19 protein-coding genes and 1 pseudogene are annotated in these 25072 nt (G+C 38.5%); 12 read left to right on the top strand and 8 right to left on the bottom strand.

All coding sequences use genetic code 11. The annotated features are described in order from the left end of the window. Positions 1-28: 28 nt before the first annotated feature. Positions 29-2428 carry a phenylalanine--tRNA ligase subunit beta gene (gene pheT, locus R2Q70_RS07700; RefSeq protein WP_316807051.1) on the bottom strand — a complete coding sequence of 800 codons (2400 nt, stop codon included), beginning with the start codon at positions 2426-2428 and terminating at the stop codon, positions 29-31. 162 nt (positions 2429-2590) lie between these two features. Between pheT and R2Q70_RS07695 the strand changes: the two genes are divergently transcribed. Continuing rightward, positions 2591-2902, top strand: a complete 312-nt coding sequence (locus tag R2Q70_RS07695; RefSeq protein WP_316807050.1) for a nucleotidyltransferase family protein — start codon at positions 2591-2593, stop codon at positions 2900-2902. A gap of 105 nt (positions 2903-3007) precedes the next feature. Next, the gene (locus R2Q70_RS07690; protein ID WP_316807328.1) at positions 3008-3160 is read left to right on the top strand and encodes a DUF86 domain-containing protein; all 153 of its coding nucleotides are present in this window, start codon (positions 3008-3010) and stop codon (positions 3158-3160) included. A 170-nt stretch (positions 3161-3330) separates the two neighbouring features. On the opposite strand, the gene R2Q70_RS07685 is transcribed toward R2Q70_RS07690, so the two are convergent. The 3 genes from R2Q70_RS07685 to rpsT form a co-directional block, all read right to left on the bottom strand. Further along, positions 3331-4167, bottom strand: coding sequence for an endonuclease/exonuclease/phosphatase family protein (locus R2Q70_RS07685; protein ID WP_316807049.1), 837 nt, complete (start codon positions 4165-4167; stop codon positions 3331-3333). Between the two features lie 73 nt (positions 4168-4240). Next, the gene (radC, locus tag R2Q70_RS07680; RefSeq protein WP_316807048.1) at positions 4241-4939 is read right to left on the bottom strand and encodes a RadC family protein; all 699 of its coding nucleotides are present in this window, start codon (positions 4937-4939) and stop codon (positions 4241-4243) included. A 75-nt stretch (positions 4940-5014) separates the two neighbouring features. Next, complete coding sequence (rpsT, locus tag R2Q70_RS07675) at positions 5015-5269, bottom strand: 30S ribosomal protein S20 (protein ID WP_010603296.1); 255 nt, start codon at positions 5267-5269, stop codon at positions 5015-5017. A gap of 243 nt (positions 5270-5512) precedes the next feature. On the opposite strand from rpsT, the gene purN reads away from it, so the two are divergent. Beyond that, on the top strand, positions 5513-6091 hold the full coding sequence (purN, locus tag R2Q70_RS07670) for a phosphoribosylglycinamide formyltransferase (RefSeq protein WP_316807047.1): 579 nt from the start codon (positions 5513-5515) through the stop codon (positions 6089-6091). 151 nt (positions 6092-6242) lie between these two features. Here purN and R2Q70_RS07665 read toward each other — a convergent pair. Together R2Q70_RS07665 and R2Q70_RS07660 are read right to left on the bottom strand one after the other, a co-directional pair. Next, positions 6243-6572: pseudogene (locus R2Q70_RS07665) on the bottom strand (OmpA family protein); the annotation flags it as partial. After that, a complete protein-coding gene (locus tag R2Q70_RS07660) occupies positions 6512-6790 on the bottom strand; it encodes a hypothetical protein (protein ID WP_316807046.1) in 279 nt (92 codons plus the stop codon). The pseudogene R2Q70_RS07665 and the gene R2Q70_RS07660, both read right to left, overlap by 61 nt. 1043 nt (positions 6791-7833) lie before the next feature. Here R2Q70_RS07660 and R2Q70_RS07655 point away from each other — a divergent pair. The 7 genes from R2Q70_RS07655 (at position 7834) to rodA (ending at position 17191) form a co-directional block, all read left to right on the top strand. Continuing rightward, the gene (locus tag R2Q70_RS07655; protein ID WP_316807045.1) at positions 7834-9606 is read left to right on the top strand and encodes a mechanosensitive ion channel family protein; all 1773 of its coding nucleotides are present in this window, start codon (positions 7834-7836) and stop codon (positions 9604-9606) included. A gap of 180 nt (positions 9607-9786) precedes the next feature. Beyond that, positions 9787-11313: a bifunctional phosphoribosylaminoimidazolecarboxamide formyltransferase/IMP cyclohydrolase gene (purH, locus tag R2Q70_RS07650; RefSeq protein ID WP_316807044.1), complete on the top strand. Its 1527-nt coding sequence runs from the start codon at positions 9787-9789 to the stop codon at positions 11311-11313. A gap of 160 nt (positions 11314-11473) precedes the next feature. Next, a complete protein-coding gene (locus R2Q70_RS07645) occupies positions 11474-12496 on the top strand; it encodes a rod shape-determining protein (RefSeq protein ID WP_010601761.1) in 1023 nt (340 codons plus the stop codon). Positions 12497-12570: 74 nt separating this feature from the next. Further along, positions 12571-13410, top strand: coding sequence for a rod shape-determining protein MreC (gene mreC, locus R2Q70_RS07640; protein ID WP_316807043.1), 840 nt, complete (start codon positions 12571-12573; stop codon positions 13408-13410). Then, entirely contained in the window at positions 13403-13918 is a 516-nt protein-coding gene (locus R2Q70_RS07635; RefSeq protein ID WP_316807042.1) for a rod shape-determining protein MreD, read from the top strand. The genes mreC and R2Q70_RS07635 overlap by 8 nt, the downstream gene beginning before the upstream one ends. Beyond that, the gene (gene mrdA, locus R2Q70_RS07630; RefSeq protein ID WP_316807041.1) at positions 13918-15924 is read left to right on the top strand and encodes a penicillin-binding protein 2; all 2007 of its coding nucleotides are present in this window, start codon (positions 13918-13920) and stop codon (positions 15922-15924) included. Before R2Q70_RS07635 ends, mrdA begins: the two co-directional genes overlap by 1 nt. A gap of 1 nt (position 15925) precedes the next feature. Continuing rightward, positions 15926-17191, top strand: coding sequence for a rod shape-determining protein RodA (gene rodA, locus R2Q70_RS07625; RefSeq protein WP_316807040.1), 1266 nt, complete (start codon positions 15926-15928; stop codon positions 17189-17191). Between the two features lie 1390 nt (positions 17192-18581). Here rodA and R2Q70_RS07620 read toward each other — a convergent pair. Next, complete coding sequence (locus tag R2Q70_RS07620; protein ID WP_316807039.1) at positions 18582-19763, bottom strand: hypothetical protein; 1182 nt, start codon at positions 19761-19763, stop codon at positions 18582-18584. Positions 19764-19886: 123 nt separating this feature from the next. On the opposite strand from R2Q70_RS07620, the gene R2Q70_RS07615 reads away from it, so the two are divergent. Together R2Q70_RS07615 and R2Q70_RS07610 are read left to right on the top strand one after the other, a co-directional pair. Further along, positions 19887-20468: a thymidine kinase gene (locus R2Q70_RS07615; RefSeq protein ID WP_316807038.1), complete on the top strand. Its 582-nt coding sequence runs from the start codon at positions 19887-19889 to the stop codon at positions 20466-20468. A gap of 80 nt (positions 20469-20548) precedes the next feature. Further along, positions 20549-21337 carry an SDR family oxidoreductase gene (locus R2Q70_RS07610; protein WP_316807037.1) on the top strand — a complete coding sequence of 263 codons (789 nt, stop codon included), beginning with the start codon at positions 20549-20551 and terminating at the stop codon, positions 21335-21337. 289 nt (positions 21338-21626) lie between these two features. Here the strand turns inward: R2Q70_RS07610 and R2Q70_RS07605 are convergent, their stop codons facing one another. Next, entirely contained in the window at positions 21627-25004 is a 3378-nt protein-coding gene (locus tag R2Q70_RS07605) for a DEAD/DEAH box helicase (RefSeq protein ID WP_316807036.1), read from the bottom strand. Positions 25005-25072: the final 68 nt, after the last annotated feature.

Below are 25072 nucleotides of genomic sequence, written 5' to 3'. Positions count from 1 at the left end.
TTTATTTCTAAAAATACGAATTTATATTTTATTTCCTAATTTCTGCACCCGCTTGCTGGGTTAAATTGGCAATTAACTTCTGCATCGTATTTTCAATCTGCTTATCTGTAAGGGTTTGCTCCTCATCCTGCAGAATAAAATTCAGGGCGTAAGATTTTTTCCCTTCCGGCAATTTATCACCTACGTAAACGTCGAAAACGCCAACCTCTTTAATGAGTTTTTTATCCGTTTTGAAAGCAATACCTTTTAACGTATCGAACGTTACGGCCTGATCAATCAACAACGACAAATCTCTGCGTACCTGCGGATACTTAGAAATTTCTTTATTAACGATTTTGTTTTTCTTTACAATATCAAGAATTCCGGCCCAGTCAAAATCTGCGTAGAAAACTTCGGCATTCACATCTGCCACTTTTCGATCGGCTTTACTTGCCGCACCAAAACTCACCAGGGTTTTATCTCCACGGAAGTATTTTATGCCATAGGCGAAGTTTTCGTCATCCAAACTATCGGTTTGATAACCCGAAATGCCTAAACGGGAAATGATGGCGTCAACAGCTGATTTCAAATTATAGAAAGAAGCTGCTTTTGAATTTTGATTCCATTGCTCACTTTGTTTTGCACCAGAGATTAATAATAACAATCTCGGACGTTCAACATACTTCTCATTAATTAAATGATAAGTTTTACCGAACTCATAAAACTTCACGTCAGCGTTTTTACGGTTCTGGTTGTAAGCTACGCTTTCCAGAGCCGGCATCAAGAGGTTTTGACGCATCACATTCAAATCACTACTTAAGGGATTCAGCACAAATACGGCCTCATCCAGATTTTTTGAATAAGCTGATTTGGTTAAAGAGTTACACATTATTTCTGCATAACCGTTTGCTGATAAAAGATCGGCAATTGTGTTGTGTGTATTTTCTTTCTCTGGCTTTACGCTATAAGAAAGTGATGCATTTACTTTAGCTGGGATTTCAACATTATTATAACCATAAATACGCAACACCTCTTCGGTGATATCGCATTCGCGGGTTACATCTACTTTAAAAGAAGGAACCCTCAATGCCAGCGTATCATCAGAAGTACTGGTAGCCGTAATGCCTAAAGCCGTGATGATGTGCTTAATTTCCGTAGATGGAATATTTGCGCCAATCAACTTATTAATGTTGGTATAACTCACTTCAAATTCAAACGGGCGGATATGGCTTGGATAAATATCAGAAACCGAAGATGAAATTTCGCCTCCGGCCAGTTCTTTGATTAATAATGCCGCGTATTTCAAAGCAGTAACCGTAATCTCAGGATCTGTTCCACGCTCAAAACGGAAAGATGCATCAGTTTTCAGTCCGTGTCTTTTTGATGTTTTACGTACAGAAACTGAATTGAAATAAGCGCTCTCCAGGAAAATATTTTTGGTTTCGCTGTCAACACCAGATGTTTTACCACCGAAAACACCCGCAATACACATCGGCGCTTCAGTACTGCAAATCATTAAATCATCGACATCTAATTTGCGTTCAACATCATCAAGTGTTACAAAAGGTGTTCCTCCTTCTACTTTCTTAACGATTACTTTTCCACCGGCAATTTTATCAGCATCAAAGGCATGAAGCGGCTGACCTAAACCATGCAACACATAGTTGGTAATATCCACCACATTATTAATCGGGCGAAGACCAATCACCTTTAATTTATCTTTTAACCAATCTGGAGATTCGCTAACCGTAACACCAGAAATGGTAACACTGCTGTAACGTGGGCACGCTGCTGTATCTTCTACGTCAACCGGAATCACCAAACTTTCGTTATCAGTTTTAAAAGCTGATAAATCTGGCATTTCATATTCACTTCTAAAATAAGCTGCTAAATCTCTTGCAACACCTAAATGCGAAGCAGCATCAGCCCGATTTGGGGTTAAACCAATTTCAAAAACAAAATCATCCTCCATTTTAAAATGGTCTTTAGCACGAATCCCGATTTCGGTATCCTCAGCTAAAATCATGATTCCATCATGAGATTTACCTAAACCAATTTCATCTTCTGCACAAATCATCCCCTGAGAAACTTCTCCCCTGATTTTCGATTCCTTTATCTTAAAAGGCTCGCCTTCTAGCGGATAAACAGTTGTTCCAACAGGAGCAACAACTACTTTTTGCCCTGCTGCAACATTTGGTGCACCGCAAACAATCTGGAGATTTTCTTTTCCGCCAATGCTTACCGTAGTTACACGCAAACGATCGGCATTAGGGTGTTGAATACAGGTTAAAACCTCGCCAATAACCAGGCCCTCCAATCCGCCTAAAACAGGCTGAACCTGATCTACACTTTCTACCTCCAAACCAACATTAGTCAGGATTAAGGAAAGCTCTTGTGGCGTTTTATCTATTTGAACGAATTGTTTTAACCAGTTATATGATATTTTCATTTATTGAGATTTGAGATTCGAGCCATGAGATTTGAGATATATCATGCCTAAAATAGCTGTTCAAGAATTATAAAACGCAAAGATAATATTTAAAGATGAAACGTTTTAAAAATCGGAAACATTGAATGATTTATAATTTACTTATTAAGACTATATTTGTTTATGGCTATCAAGGTAAATACGAAAGCAATTCTATTCAGTCAATTGCAAATGAATGCTGAAAAAATTAAATCTTTCGGCGTGAGTAAGTTAGGTGTTTTTGGCTCCTTCACAACAAATAAGGTGAAGAATGATAGCGACATCGATTTTCTTGTTGAATTTGATCCCACTAAAAAAAGCTTCGATAATTTTATTGAGTTGTCTTTTTACTTGGAAGAACTGCTCAATCGCAAAGTTGAAATCGTAACCCCACAATCTTTAAGCAAACATATAGGTCCGCATATTTTAAAACAAACTCAATATGTTAGCATCTAATCATGAACTGATTAAACACATATTAGATGAAATCAATTTCATTCTCCAACGACATATTCAAAAAGTAAAGAGCAAGCTACCCTTGACCCGGTTCTTTCCAGAGCACTGATCAGGAGTCTTGAGATTATTGGAGAAGCCAGTTCAAAATTAGATGAAGAGTTCCGATCGCTACATCCACACATTGAATGGCGGAAAATTACGAATACGAGAAATAAACTCATCCATGAATATTTTGGTGTTGATTATGATATTGTTTGAGATATTATAATCAATAAACTTCCAAACCTTAAAGTATTTTTGGAAGAAATTATTTTTTAAACATCACTAAATCTTTCTAGAAAGTTTATCTCCAAAATCATTTTTCTACTCAATCTAATGAGGTATGAAGAAGAAAAATCTGCGATGATTGCCGAAATCAGCGGGAGAAACTAAAACCATAACCTGGCAAAAACAGGCAAATGATCAGATGGATATTTTTTATCCTTACTATCAGATAACACTGCAAACTTCTGCACTTTAAAACCTTTGTTTACAAAAATATAATCGATTCGATTTTTTAAATCGCTATTGAAATCAAATGCGTTAAATGTTCCATTCGGGCCATACGCTGGCTCCAGGGTTATCTCTTTTGCATCAATTAAAAATGATTTTATGGTTGCGATGGCTTCGGTTTCGGGTGTAACATTTAGGTCGCCGGTAAAAACCACAGGTAGTTTGGGCGCTATCTCCTGTATTTTTTGTTTAATTAGTTTTGCCGATTCAATCCTGGCTTTTACGCCAACATGATCGTAATGTGTATTGAATACCAGGAATTCTTTTTTATTGGAATTATCGTAAAGCCGCACCCAGCTGCAAACGCGGTTTAATGCAGCATCCCAACCTTTAGATGGTACATTGGGTGTTTCTGAAAGCCAAAATGTGCCACCATCTTTTTTAGTGAATCTATCTTTATCAAAGTATACTGCAGAAAATTCACCTTTGCGTTTTCCATCTTCACGGCCAACACCTACCACATCAAAATTCGAATTTTCTAATAAGGCATCAAACTGTTCCGGTAAGGCTTCCTGCACACAAAGAATATCAGCATCGTGGAATTTAACCAAAGCTTTCACATTATCTTTTCGGTTTGGCCAGGCATTTACACCATCAGAAGCGACATTTAAACGAATGTTATAAGTGATGATATTTATTGGAAATCCTTTTTTCTGCGCAAAAGAAAGCGATACAAAAAACATCGAAAGGAATAGTAATTTAATGGTTTTCATTGTAAATGCTAAAATTAATAATATGCGATGATACAAAATTTAGTGTTAATCCCATTTTATGATTAAGTATCTTTTAAATTACATCTTCATCCTTGTAACTATAGTAGTTATTATTGCCGAAAATCAAATGATCAACCACGTAAAGTCCTAACATTATCCCTGAGGCGACCAAATCTCTTGTAAGTTTGTTATCACTTTCACTTGGTTTTAAATTTCCTGATGGATGATTGTGCGCCAGGACTATACTTGCTGCATTGTTTTCCAGGGCCACTTTGAATATAATTTTTGGATCGGCAACTGTTCCGGCCTGACCACCTTTGCTAATTAAATGCTTACCAATTATATGATTGGACCGGTTAAGCAACAAAATCCAGAATTCCTCATGATTAAGATCAGCAAAAGTATGCTGCAGATAACGATGAACATCGCTGGAAGCAGTAACCTGTGTAAGCTGCTCTTCATGAGTCTCCTTTCGGCGCAAGCCAAGTTCAAGAGCAGCAACAATAGCTATGGCTTTGGCTTCACCAATACCTTTGAATTTAGAAAGGTCCTGAATGGATGCCCTCCCAAGTTTTGTTAGGTTATTTTGGTAAAATGCCAAAATGCGCTTACTTAAATCAACAGCGGTTTCATTTCTATTTCCCGAGCCAATTAAAATGGCGATCAATTCAGCATCAGTTAAATGCCTGCGACCGTGTTGTAAAAGCTTTTCTCTGGGGCGATCTTCTTCAGCCCACAGTTTTATGCCCAATTTTTGATCGTATTCTTCCATAATTTTTTACGCAAAAAAAAGGCATCCCAACTTTCGGTTGGGATGCCTTTTACTAATATCGTAAAAAAAGTTAGCTTATGCTAAACCGTTAACGAATTTCGTTAATTTCGATTTATTGTTAGCTGCTTTATTTTTGTGGATAATATTCTTTTTAGCTAAACGATCTAACATAGAGATTACTTTAGGCAATAAATCTGAAGCAGATTTTTTATCTTCTGCAGCACGTAATCTCTTAATGAAAGTACGGGTAGTTTTTGCCTGATATCTGTTACGTAAACGTTTTGTAGCGTTTGCTCTAATTCTTTTTAATGAAGATTTATGATTTGCCATTTCTATTTAGCCTTTTATTTTTCTTTAATCGTTTCCTATAATTCGGGTTGCAAATATAGAGTTAATGTTTTTAAATTACAAAAGAATTTAACTTTTTTATTCACTAAAATATCTGATCCGTTTCGAGACGCAAAAATACATTTAATTTATTCATTAATAACACATTTACATCACTGAATAAAAATTTAGTTCTTTAGAGAAAACATGCGTAAAAATACTATTTTTGGGCAAAACCATTTTTGAGTGAAAAAACGAATAGCCATTTTCGCATCCGGTTCCGGTTCCAATGCCCAAAAGCTAATGGAACATTTTAAGCGCAGTAACGATACCGAAATTGCTTTGGTATTAACCAATAACGCCGATGCTTACGTACTTCAAAGAGCAGATAATTTCGAAATTCCGAGTCACATTTTCGACAAACATGAGTTTTATAAAACAGAAGAAATTATCGACCTCCTTAAAAATTTAGACATCGACTTTATCGTACTTGCGGGTTTTCTGTGGCTAATTCCGCAAAATTTGATTGCAGCATACCCTGGAAGAATCATAAATATCCACCCTGCAATTCTGCCAAAATTTGGTGGCAAAGGCATGTATGGCGATCATGTACACAACGCCGTTATTGAGGCCGGCGAAACCGAAGGTGGAATAACCATTCACTATGTGGATGAAAATTACGACGAAGGTGAATACATATACCAGGCCCGATACAAAATCGATAAGGGTGATAACCTGGAAATGATCAAATTTAAGGGCCAGCAGCTGGAGCATTTACATTACCCACGAATTGTTGAAACACTGGTGAAGAAAATTAAAAAATAATACATTATTCTTTCAACCAATCCGTTATTCCGAATACGGCCGGTTTTTATTGACTGAGCAGATAGATAGTAAAAAGCACTTTCTTTAGATAAAAAAATAGCCCGTTCATCATCACGGGCTATTTTTTTTATTGATATTCCTTCTTTAAGATTTACTGTTTCGTAATCGTAAATTCGGTTCTTCTGTTTAGCTGATGATCTGCTACGCTACAGCTCACTCCGTTCGAGCAGCCATTAACCAATCTGCTTTCGCCATAACCTTTAGCGGTAATCCGGCTTTTATCAATTCCTTTGCCGATAATGTATTGAACAGCAGCATTTGCCCTCCGTTGTGATAACGATTGATTGTATTGATCATTACCACGGCTATCAGTATGCGAGCCTAGCTCAATCCAGATGGTTGGATTTTCCTTCATGATCGTTACCAGTTTATCAAGTTCAATTGCAGCATCCGGCCTGATGTTAGACTTATCAAAATCATACCCGCAGTAGCGACGCTACCACTTGCTAAACTCCAGGTAGTGGTATTCTGTAAATTTACACGTGGAAACAATAAACCTTTATTGTTACTCTCAAGCTCCAGAATGGAAGCTTTATTAATTTCTGTAGGATTCTCACCAATCTTTACCTGAGCTTTTGCAAACTGTGCAGCAGCTACAAAAGCAACAACCAGTAGTGTTTTTGTAGAAAATTGTTTCATACTAATATGTAATTCTAAGTGTTAACTATGATGAACCACCTGAATCTGTAGAGAAAAAGGGGGTATATTCGAACCCAGACTTTCAAAAGGTATTCCACAAGCGCTTGTTAGCTGAAAATGAAAAAATGCCATACCTGTTTTTTGAGCAGCTGGATGAAATCTGTTGCACAGAACCTCCCTTAATTGTATCATTAATGGTACAATTTGGCCGATTTTTAGCAAGAACTGCCCAGAGGTTTACAAATTGTTTTTTTTTTAAAATAAAATATCTCATCTTCAAGACATTACCAACGACAGCAATTTTCTGCGAAAAATAATCCCCAACAAGAGTCAAATATTCCCCACTTTGGGAGCAGAGATGCGTTAAACAATAAGGTTTCATGGCTTTATCTTCGTACTGCCAGACAAAAAAATTTTGGGAGCTGTTACATGGTTTGAAATCAACCGAAGTTGGCTGAGCTTGCCCCTGCTGTGCCTAAAGAAAAATAAAAGATATATGATGCCGCTTTCTATTAAAACTTAAAATCTAAACACCTGCCCATGTATGATGAATAATTGGATGTTCCAAGCTAACTTTACATGATTACCGTGTTAATGAAAAAAATGGCCTGTAGTTTACGAAATGGTTTTTTTTCAAAACAAAACAATTCATCCTCAAGGCATTATCAGCCGCGGCAATTTTCCTGCGAAAAATAATCCACAACAAGGGTCAAATATTCCCCACTTCGAAAACCAAAAATGAATTAAACAATAAGTTTTCGCAGGTTTTGCGGCTTTATCTTCTTATTGCCTGACAAACAACTCTTAGTAGCTGTTGCATGTTTTGAAATCAACCGAAGTTGGTTGGGCTTGCCCCTGCTGTGCCAAAAAAAATCGCAATTTTCCTTGGCACTTCGCTGCAAACATTTTCACTAATATAATGGAGGTGCATTGCAAAAAAATTGGTCTGGTCATGTGGGCTGAAACAATTACCATTACCTTTGTTGTTGTGAAATAATCTGACAAAGGGATTTACCGAGAACAATACTAACACCTAAAATCAAATGAGATATAAAAAGCTGATCTTCCTTTTCTTTTTAACAGGCTCAATAGGCTTTAACTTGTTGGCGCAGCAAATAACAGACACGGTAACTAAAGAAAGTTTAGCCATTAACGAGGTTAAACTCATCAAAGATCAGCAACAAAAGCAAATAGACTCACTGGTAAAAATTCAACTGGAAGCGCAACTCAAAAATGCGGTTGGCGATAAATCTAAAACCCGTGAGCTTGAAGAAAAGCTTCGGAAAATTGCCATTAATGATTCGCTCAGAAATATAGCACAGGCAGAAGAAATTAAGAAACTTAAAGTTCATGCCCAGGGCTATCCCGTGGTACTGAACCATGATACCTTATTTAGTATATATACCAGAACCGGGTCTTTCAGTGCCCGTGAAAGGGCATCGGGTATTGCAAAAAAAATCAACAGCCTTTATGAGGATGCCTTTTATGCGGCAGATTCGTTACAAATAAAATCCTCTACAGATAATTTCGATATCGTTTATAAAAACCAGGAAATTATCATGACGATCTCAAACCTGGATGGCTTATGGTTTGGTAAAACAAATGCGAAACTGGCGGCAGAATACCTGATCACGATTAAGCGCTCCATACAGAGCGAAAGAGAATCGCATAGCCTGGTAAACTGGGCGAAAAGAATTGGATTGGTAATTTTGATTCTCATCCTACTCATCATCATGGTGGCGCTAATTAATTGGGTGTTTAAACAAAGTCAGCATTACATCAGTACCCATACACAAAAGCTCAAAGCCGGTTTAAAACTTGGTTCCATTAAAGTTATCCCCGCTAAAGACCTTGAACTCATTTTTCTAAAAATAAACAGTGCGGTAAGATTACTTGTAACCCTCATCTTAATTTACTTATCATTGCCACTGCTTTTTAGCGTTTTCCCGGAAACAGAAAGCTGGACAAGCACCTTATTAAACTGGATTTTAGGTCCTTTAAAAATTGCTTTAAATGGTATTGTAACTTATTTACCGAACCTATTTACCATTTTAGTAATCTACTTTATCTTTAAGTTTACGCTAAGAGCAATCCGGTATTTTTTCAATGAAGTTAAACGAAGTAACATACAAATCAACGGTTTCCATCCTGAGTGGTCAGTTCCAACTTTCAACATTTTAAGATTTATTCTTTATGCCTTTATGCTGGTCATCATTTTCCCCTATTTACCGGGGTCAGGTTCAGCTGCATTTCAAGGGGTTTCTGTTTTCCTGGGCATATTAATCTCTCTGGGTTCATCAAGTGCCATCACCAATATCGTAGCTGGATTGGTAATTACTTATATGCGTCCGTTTCGCATAGGCGACAGGGTAAAAATTGGTGAGGTAACCGGCGATATTATTGAAAAGACAATGCTCGTTACCCGCATCAGAACCATCAAAAATGAAGATGTGACCGTCCCAAATTCAATGGTACTTTCCAGCAGCACAGTGAACTACTCTAGTCAGGCCAAAACCAACGGACTGATTATACATTACGAGGTGACGCTTGGTTATGATGTTCCCTGGCAAAAAGCCTATGAAATGCTAATTAATGCAGCGTTAAAAACCGACTTCATCATACCAGCGCCTAAACCATTTGTACTGCAGACAAAACTTAACGACTTCTACGTTTCCTACCAAATTAATGCCTATACACATGAAGCAGGTAAGCAAGCCTTAATTTATAGCAGCCTTTTAGAGCATATTCAAGACGAACTTAATGCTGCAGGTATCGAGCTTTTATCTCCAAACTATAATGTCATCAGGAAGGAATAATGCATTGCGCTTTGTTTAATTTATGGCTTGGTTTGCGAAATAAACTAAAATTATTTGCTTTGACTTAAAGAGAGATTGCTTAGATAACCTATCAAAATAACATAATCAATTTTTACCTGCTTAACATACCAAAAAAACAATCCTGTTTTACTACCTTTGCGGCTCAAAATTTACAGTAGAATGAGTCAACCCATTAAAATCAAAAACGCTTTAATTTCAGTATATTATAAAGATGGTTTAGCACCATTGGTAAAATTGTTAGCCGCTCAAGGTGTGCACTTATTTTCTACCGGTGGAACTGAACAGTTCATTAAAGATTTAAATCTGCCGGTTACGGCTGTTGAAGATTTAACGGGTTACCCTTCTATATTAGGTGGTCGCGTAAAAACATTGCACCCAAAAGTTTTTGGTGGCATTTTAAATCGCAGAGCGCTGGCTGGCGATCAGGAACAAATTGCAGCATACGAAATACCAGAAATTGATTTGGTTATTGTGGATTTGTATCCTTTTGAAGAAACCGTAAAAGCAGGCGGAACTGCAGAAGAAATTATCGAGAAAATTGATATTGGTGGCATTTCATTAATTCGTGCCGCTGCGAAAAACTTCAACGATGTAGTCATCATCGCATCTAAAAACGACTACCCTACCCTACAAGCTCAGTTAGAAGCGCAAAATGGAGCAACCACATTGGCACAACGTAAAGCCTTTGCCAAAACGGCCTTCCATACTTCTTCGCATTACGATACGGCAATCTTTAACTATTTTAATCAGGAAGAACCGCTTGATGTTTTTAAACAGAGTGTAACGGAAGCGAAAACGTTGCGTTATGGCGAAAACCCTCACCAGGGTGCGGTATTTTATGGCGATTTAGATGCCATGTTTACCAAACTAAACGGAAAAGAACTTTCATACAATAATTTGGTTGATGTTGATGCTGCTGTGGCATTAATTGATGAATTTGAAGACCCGACATTTGCCATTTTAAAACATACAAACGCTTGTGGCATTGCTTCACGCCCTACTGTTACGCAAGCCTGGATTGATGCTTTGGCTTGTGACCCGGTTTCGGCTTTTGGTGGTGTATTGATTACCAATGTTGAAGTTGATTTAGCAACTGCTGAAGAAATTAACAACCTGTTTTTCGAGGTTCTAATTGCGCCGTCTTATCAACCTGAAGCGGTTGAATTATTCAGCAAAAAGAAAAATCGTGTAATTTTGCAACGCAATAACGTTGAGTTGAGCAAAAAACAATTTAAAACTTTATTAAACGGTGTAATTGAGCAGGATAAAGATTTAATTATTGAAGGTCCTGAGCAAATGACAACAGTGACGGATAAAGCACCAACTGCACAGGAATTAAAAGACTTGCATTTCGCGAATAAAATTGTGAAACACACCAAATCAAACACGATTGTTCTGGTAAAGAACGATGTGCTGATTGCAAGTGGTGTTGGCCAAACTTCGAGGGTTGACGCACTAAGACAGGCGATTGAAAAAGCGGCATCTTTTGGTTTTAGCGTTGAAGGAGCTGCAATGGCATCTGATGCCTTTTTCCCTTTCCCTGATTGCGTGGAAATTGCGGCTGATGCTGGCATTACTGCTGTTTTGCAGCCAGGCGGATCAATTAAAGATGCTGATTCGGTTTCAAAAGCAAATGAAAAAGGAATTGCAATGGTAACTACCGGCGTAAGACATTTTAAACACTAGTTTAGTTGTTTAGATGGTTAGTTATTTGGTGTTTGGATAACTAGAACTAAAAAACCAAATAACTAAAAAACCAACAATCTAATCTACAGAACAATAAAAAACCTATTTTTACATTAGGAATAGTATAGATTTAACAAATTAAAGAAAATATAACTCATACATGGGATTATTCAATTGGTTTACGCAGGAAGTTGCCATCGATTTAGGCACTGCGAATACCCTGATTATACATAATGATAAAGTAGTTGTAGATGAGCCATCTATTGTTGCTTTTGATCGTACTACAAATAAAGTTATCGCTATAGGTCGTCAGGCGATGCAAATGGAGGGTAAAACCCACGATAATATTAAAACCGTTCGCCCATTAAAAGATGGTGTAATTGCCGATTTCAATGCCGCAGAGGCGATGATAAAAGGCATGATCCGCATGTTAAACGGTGGTAAAGGTTGGATGTTCCCATCTTTACGTATGGTAATTTGTATTCCTTCGGGTATTACAGAAGTTGAAAAACGTGCCGTACGAGATTCAGCTGAAATTGCCGGAGCTAAAGAAGTTTACTTGATTCATGAACCTATGGCCGCTGCTGTTGGTATTGGAATCGACGTGGAAGAACCGATGGGTAACATGATTATCGATATCGGTGGTGGTACTACGGAAATTGCCGTTATTGCCTTATCTGGTATTGTTTGTGATCAATCTATCCGCGTTGCGGGAGATAACTTCGACTCTGATATCGTAAATTATATCCGCCGCCAGCATAACATTATGATTGGCGACCGTACAGCTGAGAAAATTAAAATTGAAGTGGGTGCCGCTTTACCTGAATTACAGGATGCACCAGCTGATTTCGCGGTTCAAGGTCGTGATTTAATGACTGGCGTTCCGAAACAAATCACCGTTTCATACACAGAAATTGCACACTGTTTAGATAAATCGATCTCTAAAATTGAAGAAGCAATTTTAAAAGCATTGGAAATCACTCCTCCTGAATTATCAGCAGATATTTATCAAACCGGCATTTATTTAACCGGTGGTGGTGCCTTGTTGAGAGGTTTGGATAAACGTGTTGCGGCAAAAACCAAATTACCGGTTCATGTGGCTGAAGATCCGCTTCGTGCAGTTGTTCGCGGAACAGGCATCGCCCTTAAAAACATTGGTGGCTATAAATTTTTAATGCAATAAATCATGTTGTACGTTGTAAGTTATAAGTTTTAAGTCTTGTAACTTACAACGTAATACTTATAACCTATCACTAAATGCGTAACCTTTGGATTTTCATCAGCAGATACAACGCATTTTTCCTGTTTATCATTTTTTTTATCATTGGAATTTATCTTACGGTAAAAAATAATGCTTATCAGCGCAGTGTTACCCTAAATTCTTCTAATGAAATTGTGGGTACGGCTTATGAAAGACTGAATGTTTTTAAAAGGTATCTCAATCTGGGAATGGTAAATGATAGTTTGGCGGCGGAAAATGCCAGACTCAAAACCAGGCTCCTGAGTTTGACAACCGTTGATACCTCAAAGGATGTTAAAGTAATTGATACCCTGACTAACCAGCAGTACACCTATCTCGCGGCCAAAGTTGTTAAAAATTCAATCACGCTCCGCAATAATGTCATGACGATTAATAAAGGGAGTTTAGATGGAATTAAAGCCGGGATGGCTGTAATTGCACCTCAACGCGGTATTGTTGGCCTGGTACGCGATGTTTCTGAACATTTGGCCACCATACAATCGCTCCTGCATAAAGATACCCGCATTAGTGTATCATTGAAAAAAAATAATGCCTTGGGCTCGCTGGTTTGGGGTGATGGGAATTTTGATATCAGGAAAGCTTTAATTAAAGAGGTACCCAATCACATTAAAATGAATGTGGGTGATTCGATTGTAACATCGGGATTTGGTTCATTTCCTGCAGGCATTTTAGTGGGTAGAATCATCAAACCCAAAGTGGCCACTAACGATAATTTCCTATCTGGCGAATTAAATTTATTTACCGATTTTAGCACGTTACAATATGTTTACGTGGTAAAAGACAAAAGAGCCGAAGAACAAAAGGCTTTAGAAAGTTTGATTAAACCAAATGAATAGCAGAATAATAATTGTAAATATCATCAGGTGGGTGTTGCTGCTTTTTGTTCAGGTGTTCCTGCTCAAAAACATGGGTTTCTATGATCTATCTACCCCTTTTATTTACGTTCTTTTCTTGTTATTACTTCCCTTCGGGATTCCTAATATCTTGTTATACGCTTTAGCTTTTGCCACCGGATTAACACTAGATGCGTTTTACGATACCATGGGTGTTCATGCCACGGCTTGTGTGGTTTTGGCATTCGTTCGAATTTCTTTTATTTCCATAAGTTTAAACAGAGACGCAATTGATGACCCTGAACCTTCGTTAAGTTATATGGGTTTCCAATGGTTTTCGTTATATGCTTTTCTTTGTGTCATCGCACACCACCTGGTGCTGTTCTTTTTAGAAACATTTAAGGTAACTGAAATTGGTTATACCTTAATGAGATGCGGCTTAAGTTGTATCTTTACACTGCTTATTATTTTATTGGTAGAGTTTATATTCTATAAAAGAACGTCCCGCTAATGGATCAATTATTTAACCGAAAATATATCGTTCAAGGATTATTTATTGTAATCGCCCTGATTTTACTCGGAAAGCTATTTTATATCCAGATTGCAAGTGATAAATACTTCCTTTCTGCTGAAAGTAATGTACTGCGTAAAATCTACAAGTACCCCGCCCGCGGTGCTATTCTTGATCGAAACGGAAAAGTGATTGTACAAAACGAACCTGTTTACGATTTAATGGTTACGCCCAATGAGGTAAAAGAGTTTGATACTTTAGGCCTTGCCCAGGCATTGGAAATTTCCATTCAGGATGTGCGCAAGAATTTAAGAAAGGCCAGAGGAAAATCTACTTACCAATCTACCCCGTTTTTAAAACAGATTTCGGTACAAAGTTATGCCCGTTTACAAGAAATCCTTTACCGTTTCCCGGGATTTAGAACGCAGGACCGGACCATCAGGCATTATCCTGATAGTGTTGGTGGTGCGCTTTTCGGCTATGTAAAAGAGGTTGACAGCGCTGATATTGCCAAATCGGAAGGTTTCTACCGGCCAGGCGATTATAAAGGAAAAAGCGGTTTGGAATATTCTTATGAGCAAACTTTAAGGGGAGAAAAAGGCGTAATCAACACCGTTTACGACGCTCATAATACACCTCAGGGCAGTTACGCCGATGGAAAATATGATGTAAACGCAGTTTCGGGCGAACGATTGATTTCAGGCATCGACATGAGGATTCAGAAGCTTGGCGAGGAGCTGATGAAAAATAAAGTTGGTGCTATCGTGGCCATTGAACCTGCAACGGGCGAAATACTTTCATTCATTAGTAGCCCAGGTTACGATCCCAACCTCCTGGTAGGAAGAGATCAGGGAAACAATTATATGAAATTTATTGTGGGTAACCCCTATCGTCCTTCATTGGTTCGTCCAATTATGGGTTATTATCCTCCAGGTTCCTCTTTTAAACCCGTTGATGCATTGGTTGGTCTTCAGGAAGGAGTAATCGATCCTAACACCACTTTCTTCTGTCCGCATTATTACCAGGCCGGAAACAGAAAAATAAAATGCGAACACTTTGATGGTTCTATTTCTTTGCGGAGAGGCATCGCCCGATCATGCAATACCTATTTTTGTTATGTTTTTCAGAAACTGATTACCAAAAATGGCATGAAAAATCAGCGTAAAACTTATCAGGAGTGGCGTGATAAAATTGCAAAATTTGGCTTCGGAGAAAAACTGGATATTGATATGCCTTATGAGAGAAAGGGATATTTTTATCCGGCAGATCACTATGATAAAATTTATGGTAAACGTTGGGGATATACCAACGTAATTTCTCAAGCCATTGGTCAGGGAGAGATTACGGCTACGCCGTTGCAAATGGCAAACGCTATGGCCGTTATTGCCAACCGTGGCTATTATATCAAGCCTCATTTAATCAGAGCCATGGGCGATAAGATTAAAAAGGAATATGTAGATAAAAATTATGTTGGCGTTGATGTTAAACACTTTGAGCCTGTAATTGACGGTATGCAGGATGCTGTTAACACCAGTTGGGGAACTGCAATTTTATCAAGAATACCTGATGTGGTGCTTTGTGGTAAAACGGGAACGGTTCAAAATCCACATGGCAAAAACCACTCGGTTTTTATTGGTTTTGCACCACGAGATAATCCTAAAATAGCCATTGCAGTGATTGTAGAAAACGCTGGATTTGGAAGTACTTATGCGGCACCGATTGCCAGTTACATGATTGAGAAATATTTAAAAGGTACCGTAACGGGTTCGAGAGCTGCACAGGTAGAATGGATGAAAAACCAAAATCTTTTACCAGTTTTGAAAGATAAAACCAAGCCGGTGAAAGTGATGACTAAGGCAGATAGTTTATTGATCAAAAAAGCGGATTCAACAAAAAAGGTTAAAGATAGCATTCAGATCAGGGCAGCGACAATTAAACAAAGTGTTGCAATAAAGCCCAAACAAAGCAAAACAGTAATTACCGAAAAGCCTGCGAGCGAAAAATAAGATGCAACAACAACAGGGAAATCGTTTCTTTTTTAATGTAGATTGGATTACAGTATTGATCTACATTGCCCTCTGTGCCATTGGTTTCACCAATATTTACGCATCCATTTACAATCCTGATAAGGCAGGCGTTTTCGATTTCAGCAGCAGCTACGGCAAACAGTTGATCTACATTATCTCAGGTTTAATACTAGGATTATCCATTTTATTGTTTGATGGCAGGCTCTTCAATGTCTTCTCCCCTTTTATTTATGGAGGAACCTTGGTATTGCTGCTGGCGGTATTAGTAATTGGTAATAAAGTCGCAGGTAATCAGGCCTGGATTGCTATTGGATCTTTTAAACTGCAACCTGCAGAATTTGCAAAGTTTGGAACGGCGCTACTTCTGGCCAGATATGTGGGAAGTTTCAATCCGAAGTTCAGGGATTTCAAATCTATTGCCATTGCCGCATTAATTGTTTTGGCTCCTTTGGTGCTCATTATGCTTCAGCCAGATACCGGTTCTGCATTGGTTTTCCTGGCCTTTATGTTTCCTTTGTATCGCGAAGGACTATCAGGTTATTTCCTTTTAATATTTTTAGGGATGATTGTACTATTCGTAGCAGATTTTTTAGTCCCTACGTGGATATTGATCACCATCATTACGGCTATTGCCGGACTCTTCATTTACAATAACCGCAGAAAGCAAAAAATCATTTTCTCTACCATCCTGGTTACGGTTTTCGCCATCGGTTACCTTTTTCTGATTAAAGTGGCCTACGAAAAGGTTCTGGCTCCGCACCAACGTAGCAGGATTGAATTGATGCTTGGCCTAAAAACAGATAATAAGGGTGCGGGGTACAATGTCATTCAATCGCAAATTGCCATTGGCTCCGGACAAATAACAGGCCGCGGATTTTTAGAAGGAACACAGACCAAATACGGTTATGTTCCGGAACAAAGCACCGATTTTATATTTTCCACTATTGGCGAAGAATGGGGTTTTGTAGGCTGTACCATCGTTATTGCCCTGTACATATTTTTACTGCTGCGTATCATCAACCTGGCTGAAAGGCAGCGGTCGACATTTTCAAGGGTTTATGGCTATAGCGTAGCCTGTATCCTTTTCTTCCACGTTTTCATCAATATCGGCATGACCATTGGCATCATTCCGGTAATTGGTATTCCACTTCCACTGATTAGTTATGGAGGTTCATCTCTTTGGAGCTTTACGATATTACTTTTTATTTTCCTCAAACTGGATTCGAACCGGATGGGATTCTTTTAAGGAGCAAGGATAAAGGAGCAAGGAATAAAGATTAAGGAGCAAAGAACAAGGAATAAAGAGCAAAAACCTGCAAGTTCATTTGCAACCTTGGTTAGTCGAGATTTGTAATCTCGACTTTTTACTAACTGTGGATTTAAAATCCACAAACCAAATGACAGGATTACAAATCCCGACTAACCGCATTTTGATTCAACGAATGAGATTACCACAGCTGATGAAGGATCAGCTTCGCAATGACGAATTTGGATAAGTTAAGTGCGCCTTGGTTAGTTGAGATTTGCAATCTCGACTTCACTAACTGTGGATTTAAAATCCACAACTCACATGACGGGATTACAAATCCCGACTAACCGAAATAAGGAATAAAGATCAAGGAGCAAAGAGCAATGACTTGTTAGTTGATATTTGCAGCCGTGGCTAGCCGAGATTTGCAATCTCGACTTTCCTAACTGTGGATTTAAAATCCACAAACCATATGACGGGATTACAAATCCCGACTAACCGAAATAAGGAATAAAGATCAAGGAGCAAAGAGCAATGACTTGTTAGTTGATATTTGCAGCCGTGGCTAGCCGAGATTTGTAATCTCGACTTTTTACTAACTGTGGATTTAAAATCCACAACTCACATGACGGGATTACAAATCCCGACTAACCGGAATAAAGATCAAGGAGCAAAGAGCAATGACTTGTTAGTTGATATTTGCAGCCGTGGCTAGCCGAGATTTGTAATCTCGACTTTTTACTAACTGTGGATTTAAAATCCACAACTCCGCTAGTCGAGATTTGTAATCTCGACTTTCCTAACTGTGGATTTAAAATCCACAACTCACAGGACGGGATTACAAATCCCGACTAACCGAAGAATTAGCCTCGCAATGACGAATTTCGCTTTGTTGGTGCGCCTGTTAGTCGAGATTTGCAATCTCGACTTTACTAACTGTGGATTTTAAATCCACTACTTACATGACGGGATTACAAATCCCAACTAACCAAATTTTTAATTAAACGAGAGATTGCCACAGCAAATGAAGGAGCAGCTTCGCAATGACGAATTTGGCTGGTGTTGATGCGTCCGCTAGTCGAGATTTGTAATCTCGACTTTTACTAACTGTGGATTTAAAATCCACAACTCACATGACGGGATTACAAATCCCGACTAACCGAAATAAGGAATAAAGATCAAGGAGCAAAGAGCAATGACTTGTTAGTTGATATTTGCAGCCGTGGCTAGTCGAGATTTGCAATCTCGACTTTACTAACTGTGGATTTAAAATCCACAACTCACATGACGGGATTACAAATCCCGACTAACCGAAGCTTTATTTTTATGATCCCAGACTTATAACCTATAACTTATAACCTATAACTCATAATCTATAACTTACAACCTAAATCCTAAACCTTCTATTCAGCAATTCATAAAACTGATCAACAGTTGATTGTTTACTTGCCCAATCATTTTTAACGGCATAATTGCTTTGTAAAAAACTATCTGCCGCCTCAAAACTGTTCATCTTATTAACAATATCGATCGCTTCCGAATAAGCCAGGTTATAACCTTTAAACAAATCTTTGATAAATAATAATTTTTCATTCAGGCTAATGCCCTGCTTTAAATCAGCTATTGGGGCTTTTGCAGGTTCTTCACCTTGCGCATGTGTTTTAGCCAATAAATCATTCAGGCTAGGTGTAGGTGAGGAAGAAATAGGCTGAACAGGTGGCCTAACCGGAACGGCTTCAGGTGTAAAAATAGGTTTTTCCTGAACAACAGGCGGCGAGATAATTGGCTCATCCATTTCTACATCTCTAAGTGCTTCAATTGGTTTGGCAGGAACAGGTGCTTCCAAAGCAATTTCTTCTTTTTTTGTTTCTTCAACAGCAATTGGCTGTTCGTCATGAGGAATTAAAAAAGGTTCAGGACCAATCTCATCATCTTCTGCTGCAGATACCTCATCTTCAAGTGGTGAATGTTCTGCTACTTTTTCATGAATAATTTTTTTCTGCGCCAGCACCTCTTCTTCATCTTTACTTAAAGGCCTGTCGAATATTTCTTCTACCGATTTGTCTTCGTAATCAAACTTATCATCGATACTATGATTACCCAATACAAACTCAAAACTGTGATCGTCCTGATCTGGTTTAAAAAAGTCTTTGTCTGATATTTTTTCGGCAGTAGCTTCCTGTATTTCCTCATCATCCTCAACTTCGTGCTCCTGTTTCACATCAACACGCTCCTCCGCCTCTTCGGCAGTAACTACCTCTTCCAACTCCGCCGGATCGAAACACTCCTCAGCTTCTTTGTATCCTTTCGCAGCTTCCATCTCATCTGCCAAACTGATCGGCTCTTCAGCGACTAAGGCGGCTGCCTGAGGTTGTGCAGTTTCTTTTGCACTGCTACTTAATTTCTGGACGATACGAACATGATCAGCTAAAAAATCGGCATTTGCTAAAAAAAGCTCTACTTCTAAATCATTTAATTGCTGAGGATTTTGAGCCAGAAACTGATACTGCTCATTTAATTCTCCTAATATATTGCCTACTTTTTTGAAGATATCTTGTTGGTTCATCATAGATAGATAACGAATTTTTGGTTGATTTATGTTGGTAACTATGTGTTCAAAAATAACACATAATTATGATATTTGTTCGGTTTAAAAATCAAAGAAAACACATCAGAATATAAAAACTCGGACATGTTATTTAGCGAACAAAATTTTAGAAGAAGGGGCGAATTTTCAGGAAGTATAGAAGTGGTTTGCGGATCTATGTTTTCTGGTAAAACCGAAGAACTCATCCGAAGGCTAAAAAGAGCTCAAATTGCCAAGCTAAATGTAGAGATTTTTAAACCCCGAACTGATACCCGATATCATGAATCTGCTGTGGTATCGCATGATTTAAATTCCATTAACTCGACCCCTGTTGATAGTGCTTCGGCTATTTTGTTATTAGGTACCAATACCCAGGTTGTAGGTATTGACGAGGCTCAGTTTTTTGACAACGAATTACCTGATGTTTGCAATAAACTGGCTATGAGAGGAATTCGTGTAATTGTTGCCGGACTTGATATGGATTTTACAGGAAAGCCATTTGGTCCGATGCCAGCACTAATGGCTATTGCCGAGCATGTAACCAAAGTAAATGCAGTTTGTGTTTGCTGTGGCAATCCTGCACTTTTCAGTTATCGAACGGTAGCGGATGAAAATACGGTTCTGTTGGGTGAAAAAGAGAGCTATGAACCTCGTTGCCGGGCTTGTTATAACATCGGCAAAGGGTAATTTCCGGTTAATTGATCAAACTACTTAATGACTCAATTGTTGAATGCAAACTGAAATTATTAACTAATAGCTGAACTTTATTGAAAACGATTTCCATTTTAGGTTGCGGTTGGTTTGGGCTCGCTTTCGCAAAGAAGCTGGTTGAGTTAGGATACGATGTTAAAGGATCGAGCACTTCTCCGGAAAAACTAAGCTTGTTAGCTGATGAAAAAATAAAACCTTATCTGGTAAATTTTACTTCCGAGCAGATTATTGCAGACGCTGAATTTTTCGAAACCGATGCGCTTTTCATCTGTATTCCACCCAAAAGAAATTCTACAGAATTAAACAGTTATCCGCAAAAGATTAAAGCAATTTTAACGGCTTCTGAACATAAAGCCAATCAGGTAATTCTGATCAGTTCTACAAGTGTTTATGGGGATGAAAACCAGATCGTAAATGAGGCTAGCGCTACCCTTCCCGACACTGATTCGGGTAAAATGGTTTTAGCTGCAGAAGATATTTTAAAAGAAAGTTTGCCGCAGCATTTTACCATTATCCGCTTCGCGGGATTAATTGGCCCAAATAGAAACCCAGGGAGATTTTTTGCGGGGAAAACTGATGTTCCAAACGGCCTTGCTCCGGTTAATCTTATTCATCAAACTGATGCAGTTGGTATTGCTACGGCAATTTTAGCAAAGCAAGCCTTCGGAAGGGTTTATAATGCCTGCTCACCTGATCATCCATCCAAAGAAGTATTCTATACCGCAGCAGCTAATGCGACCGGCTTGATTGAACCTAAATTTATAGCGGAAAAAACAAATTGGAAGGTTGTAGAAAGTTTGAATGTTCCTGAGTTTTTGGGTTACGATTTTCAGGTTGCCCTTTAGTTTTAAATCTCTTATTCAGAGCGCAGCGAAGATTCCTCAACCTAAAATCATCCGCCTACTAGCTGCAACACCTGATATAAAATTCGTAAGCTATTAAAATTGGATGCTTTGAACTAACAGATTCGTCACTGCGCTCAGAATGACAAACCGCTAATTTAACTAAGCGCCCACGCTCGTTTCTAACGAGCGTGAAAATAGCATTGCGTATTTACGCAATATTCGTCAGCGATGAAACCACTAAGCTATTATGCGCTCGTTAGCAACGAGCGCAAGCAATTCAGCAATCAGCTTAACTCAATAAGCCGAGCAATTCCTTTTTATTTAATCCCTTGAAAAAACTACCATCACTTTGTATCAGGTTATTAACCAAATCCTTTTTTGTGGCCTGCAGTTTCATAATCTTTTCTTCGATGGTGTCGGGACAAATTAATCGTACCGCCATCACGTTTTTTTGCTGACCAATCCGGTAAGCCCGATCGATGGCCTGGTTTTCTACTGCTGGATTCCACCAGGGATCAACGATATAGACATAGTCGGCCTGGGTTAAATTCAAACCAGTGCCGCCGGCTTTCAAACTAATCAGGAAAACAGGAATATCATCGTTCTGCTGAAAGGATTGAACAACCTCTTCCCTATTTTTTGTCTGACCAGTTAGATACGCATAGTTGATTCCTCGTTTTTCAAGCTGCTTTTTAAGCAAATCAAGCATCGTTACAAATTGCGAGAAAACCAGAATTTTGTGCTTGCCAGCTTTACTTTCGATTTGCTCGAGTAGCACCTCAACCTTCGAAGATGCCTGCAGGTACGACTTTCCATCGGCTAACAAAGCCGCAGAGTTACAAATCTGCCTCAGCTGCGTAATACTTTTAAGCACATGCATGGAACTTTTAGGCAATTCATCTTCCGATTTATTCAAAATAAAATCCTGAATTTCTTTTTTATTCGCTTCGTAAACTTCCCGCTGCGCTTCCCCCATTTCACAGTATAAGATGATTTCCGTTTTATCCGGAAGTTCTTTTGCGACCTGTTCCTTAGTTCTCCTCAAAATAAAAGGCCTGATTTTTTGTTGCAGTTCTTCTGATCTCCTTTTATCCTTAAACTGATCGATGGGTGTAGAATATAAATCAGCAAACTGCTGTTTACTGCCAAACAAACCCGGACAAGCGAAAGATAATTGTCCATACAAATCGAATGTGCTGTTTTCAATAGGAGTTCCGGTCAATACCACTTTATTTCGCGATTGCAACATCCTCGCGGCTTTATAACGCTGTGATTCAGGATTCTTGATATTTTGCGATTCATCCAGAAAAATGTAATTAAACCTGTAATCTTTCAAGAAACGAATATCAGAAAGCAATGTTCCGTAGGAGGTTAAAATGATCTCGTAGCGGTCGAAACTATCCGTCGTTTTCGTTCGCTCATTGCCGTAAATGGTTTTAATTTTTATCGATGGGGCAAATTTTTCTACCTCGGTCTTCCAGTTGAAAATTAAAGATGCAGGCACAACAACTAAATTAGTATTATGCGCTACTTTATGTCTTTGATATAAGATGAAAGCCAGAATCTGAATGGTTTTACCTAATCCCATGTCATCTGCCAGGCAAGAACCGAAATTAAAATCATCTAAAAAGTTAAGCCAGTTTAGTCCATCTTTTTGATAATGGCGCAAGGTAGCCAGCAAAGTTTTTGGTACCTCAACCTCCTGTATGGCATCTGTACTTTGAAACTTCTGCTTGTATGATATAAGTTCATTTTTAACTTCCCCATCCAGCAATGCATCTTCATAAAGATCATTAATGGTGGCGAACTTTATTTTCGGCGTTAAAATACTTTCTTCCGTAACCTCACCGGCATTAAAATAATCGGTGAATTTTTGCAGCCAGTTTTCAGGTAGAATCCCTTGCGTTCCATCATCGAGGGTAACGAATTTGCTTTTGTTCCGGATAGATTTATGCAGGTGCTTTAACGCCACTTGTTGCTTTCCAAACTTCACTTTGACTTTGGTTTCAAACCAGTCTGTACCACTCAAAACCTCAATGTTAATACTGGCCTTATGCTGATTTAGCTTATTGTTTTTGAGCTGGTTGAAACCCAGAATATGAATACCCTTGTTTCTCCAGTTTTCGAAAGCATCTAAAAACCAACTTTCCTCCAAAAACCTTTTACGGTGCAGGTAATAAGAATCATTGGTTTCCTGTTCGTAGAAAAACGGATGTTGTTTCAAAACGTTCCCAACAAACTGGAGTTCCGCTTTTTCGTCTCGGTAAACGGTAAATACATTGCCTAATTTATCCTGCGCCTGAATTTGCTTTTTGGAAAGCACCGGAATTTCCTGGTTACCATATCGCATCACAGGCGTTATCAAAATGAAGTCTTCTGATTCAGAAAGATAAATGAGTTGCTCATTCTCCAGATCAAAACCTTTCTCCTCGATCTGGCTCTTTGTAGCAGGCTTGAGGTAAGAATAATCGACCTGAATGCTGCCTTCTAAGGGAATTAAAATCGACTTTTGAAATTCAGGATATTTCGATTGGTGTAAAATTAACCGGTTACTTTGTTTCTTAAAAAACCCGATTACCCGAAGCAAATCGAGCCTTGGAATTAAATAGAGCTGATCTTTAAGTTGAATAAAATATTGATGAACGAGCATTAAACTATCCAACTCATAAGGTTTTTCTGCAATCATCAATCTGCCGGTGATCTCATAGAAGTCGTCCTTTTGGTTCACGCTCAGCCGTAAATCCGGATCTAAGAAATGAACTTTTACCGGCGATATGGTAGCTGCCTGAACAGTTGCGGATTGTTTGGTACTTTGAAGATAAATTGGAATGTTTAAAGGATTTTTAACTACTGCTTTCAGTGCATCAATTTCTGCCTCACGCTGTTCATCGTTAAAATTTTGTCCAAAAGCGGCAATACCACCGTAAAATTTCAAAGCCTGATGATCTTCAGTCTGAAACATTAGTTCCGTAGCACTTACAAGCTTTAATGGATTTTTCACCTTCCCACTCTTAGTGGTATCTGCTTGAAAAAGTTCAAGCGTAAGGTGATTGTAATAGCGATGCTGACCAATGACTAAAATTAACTTACTGGTATCATGACTCACCTTTTTCTGAAGATTGCCTGGCAAAAGCATTTGCTGTAAATGTTGCTGGGCTTCTTTATTAAAGGATTGCAAGGCCTCTATTTTCGGTTTAATTTCCAATTGCCCGTTTGTGTAGCTCAGATTAAAAAGTGAATCAAGATTGCTTTCCTTTTCTAACCCATAGTCCAGCGCAATCTTGGCTAGTTTCTGCCGCCTAAGGTGCGCATCAAAGAAAATCCGCAAATCATCTCTTTGCAAAATATTATACAGTACCTGCGCCTGATGTTCGCAAAGTTTCACCTTCGAGGTTTCACACCTACAGGAAAGCCGCACTGAATTTTCATTTTGCTGTAGCTGAACGATTGGAAAAAGAATGGCAGATTCGTGGTGACTAAAAGCGCCAAAATCGATTTCCAGCTGTTCAGGATAGATATTATAGAAACCTTTTTCGCTGGTGTGAATTTGACCGTTTAAATGCCTGAGAATGAAAACTGCATTCAGGTCTTTCAGATTAAAATCATGCAATATGTAATCGTATGGATTTATACCTGGTCCCTTCTGGCTTTCTGCTCCTTCGTTCATTTAAATCAAAATTATTAAGCCATAAAAATACATGTCAAAAAGCACAATGGTAGCAGCGGATTTATTTT

This window comes from Pedobacter agri (genome assembly GCF_032678665.1).
GTDB classification, from domain to species: domain Bacteria; phylum Bacteroidota; class Bacteroidia; order Sphingobacteriales; family Sphingobacteriaceae; genus Pedobacter; species Pedobacter agri_A.
The sequence above is the reverse complement of the archived record's forward strand: the minus strand, read 5'-3'. Positions and strand labels throughout refer to the sequence as shown.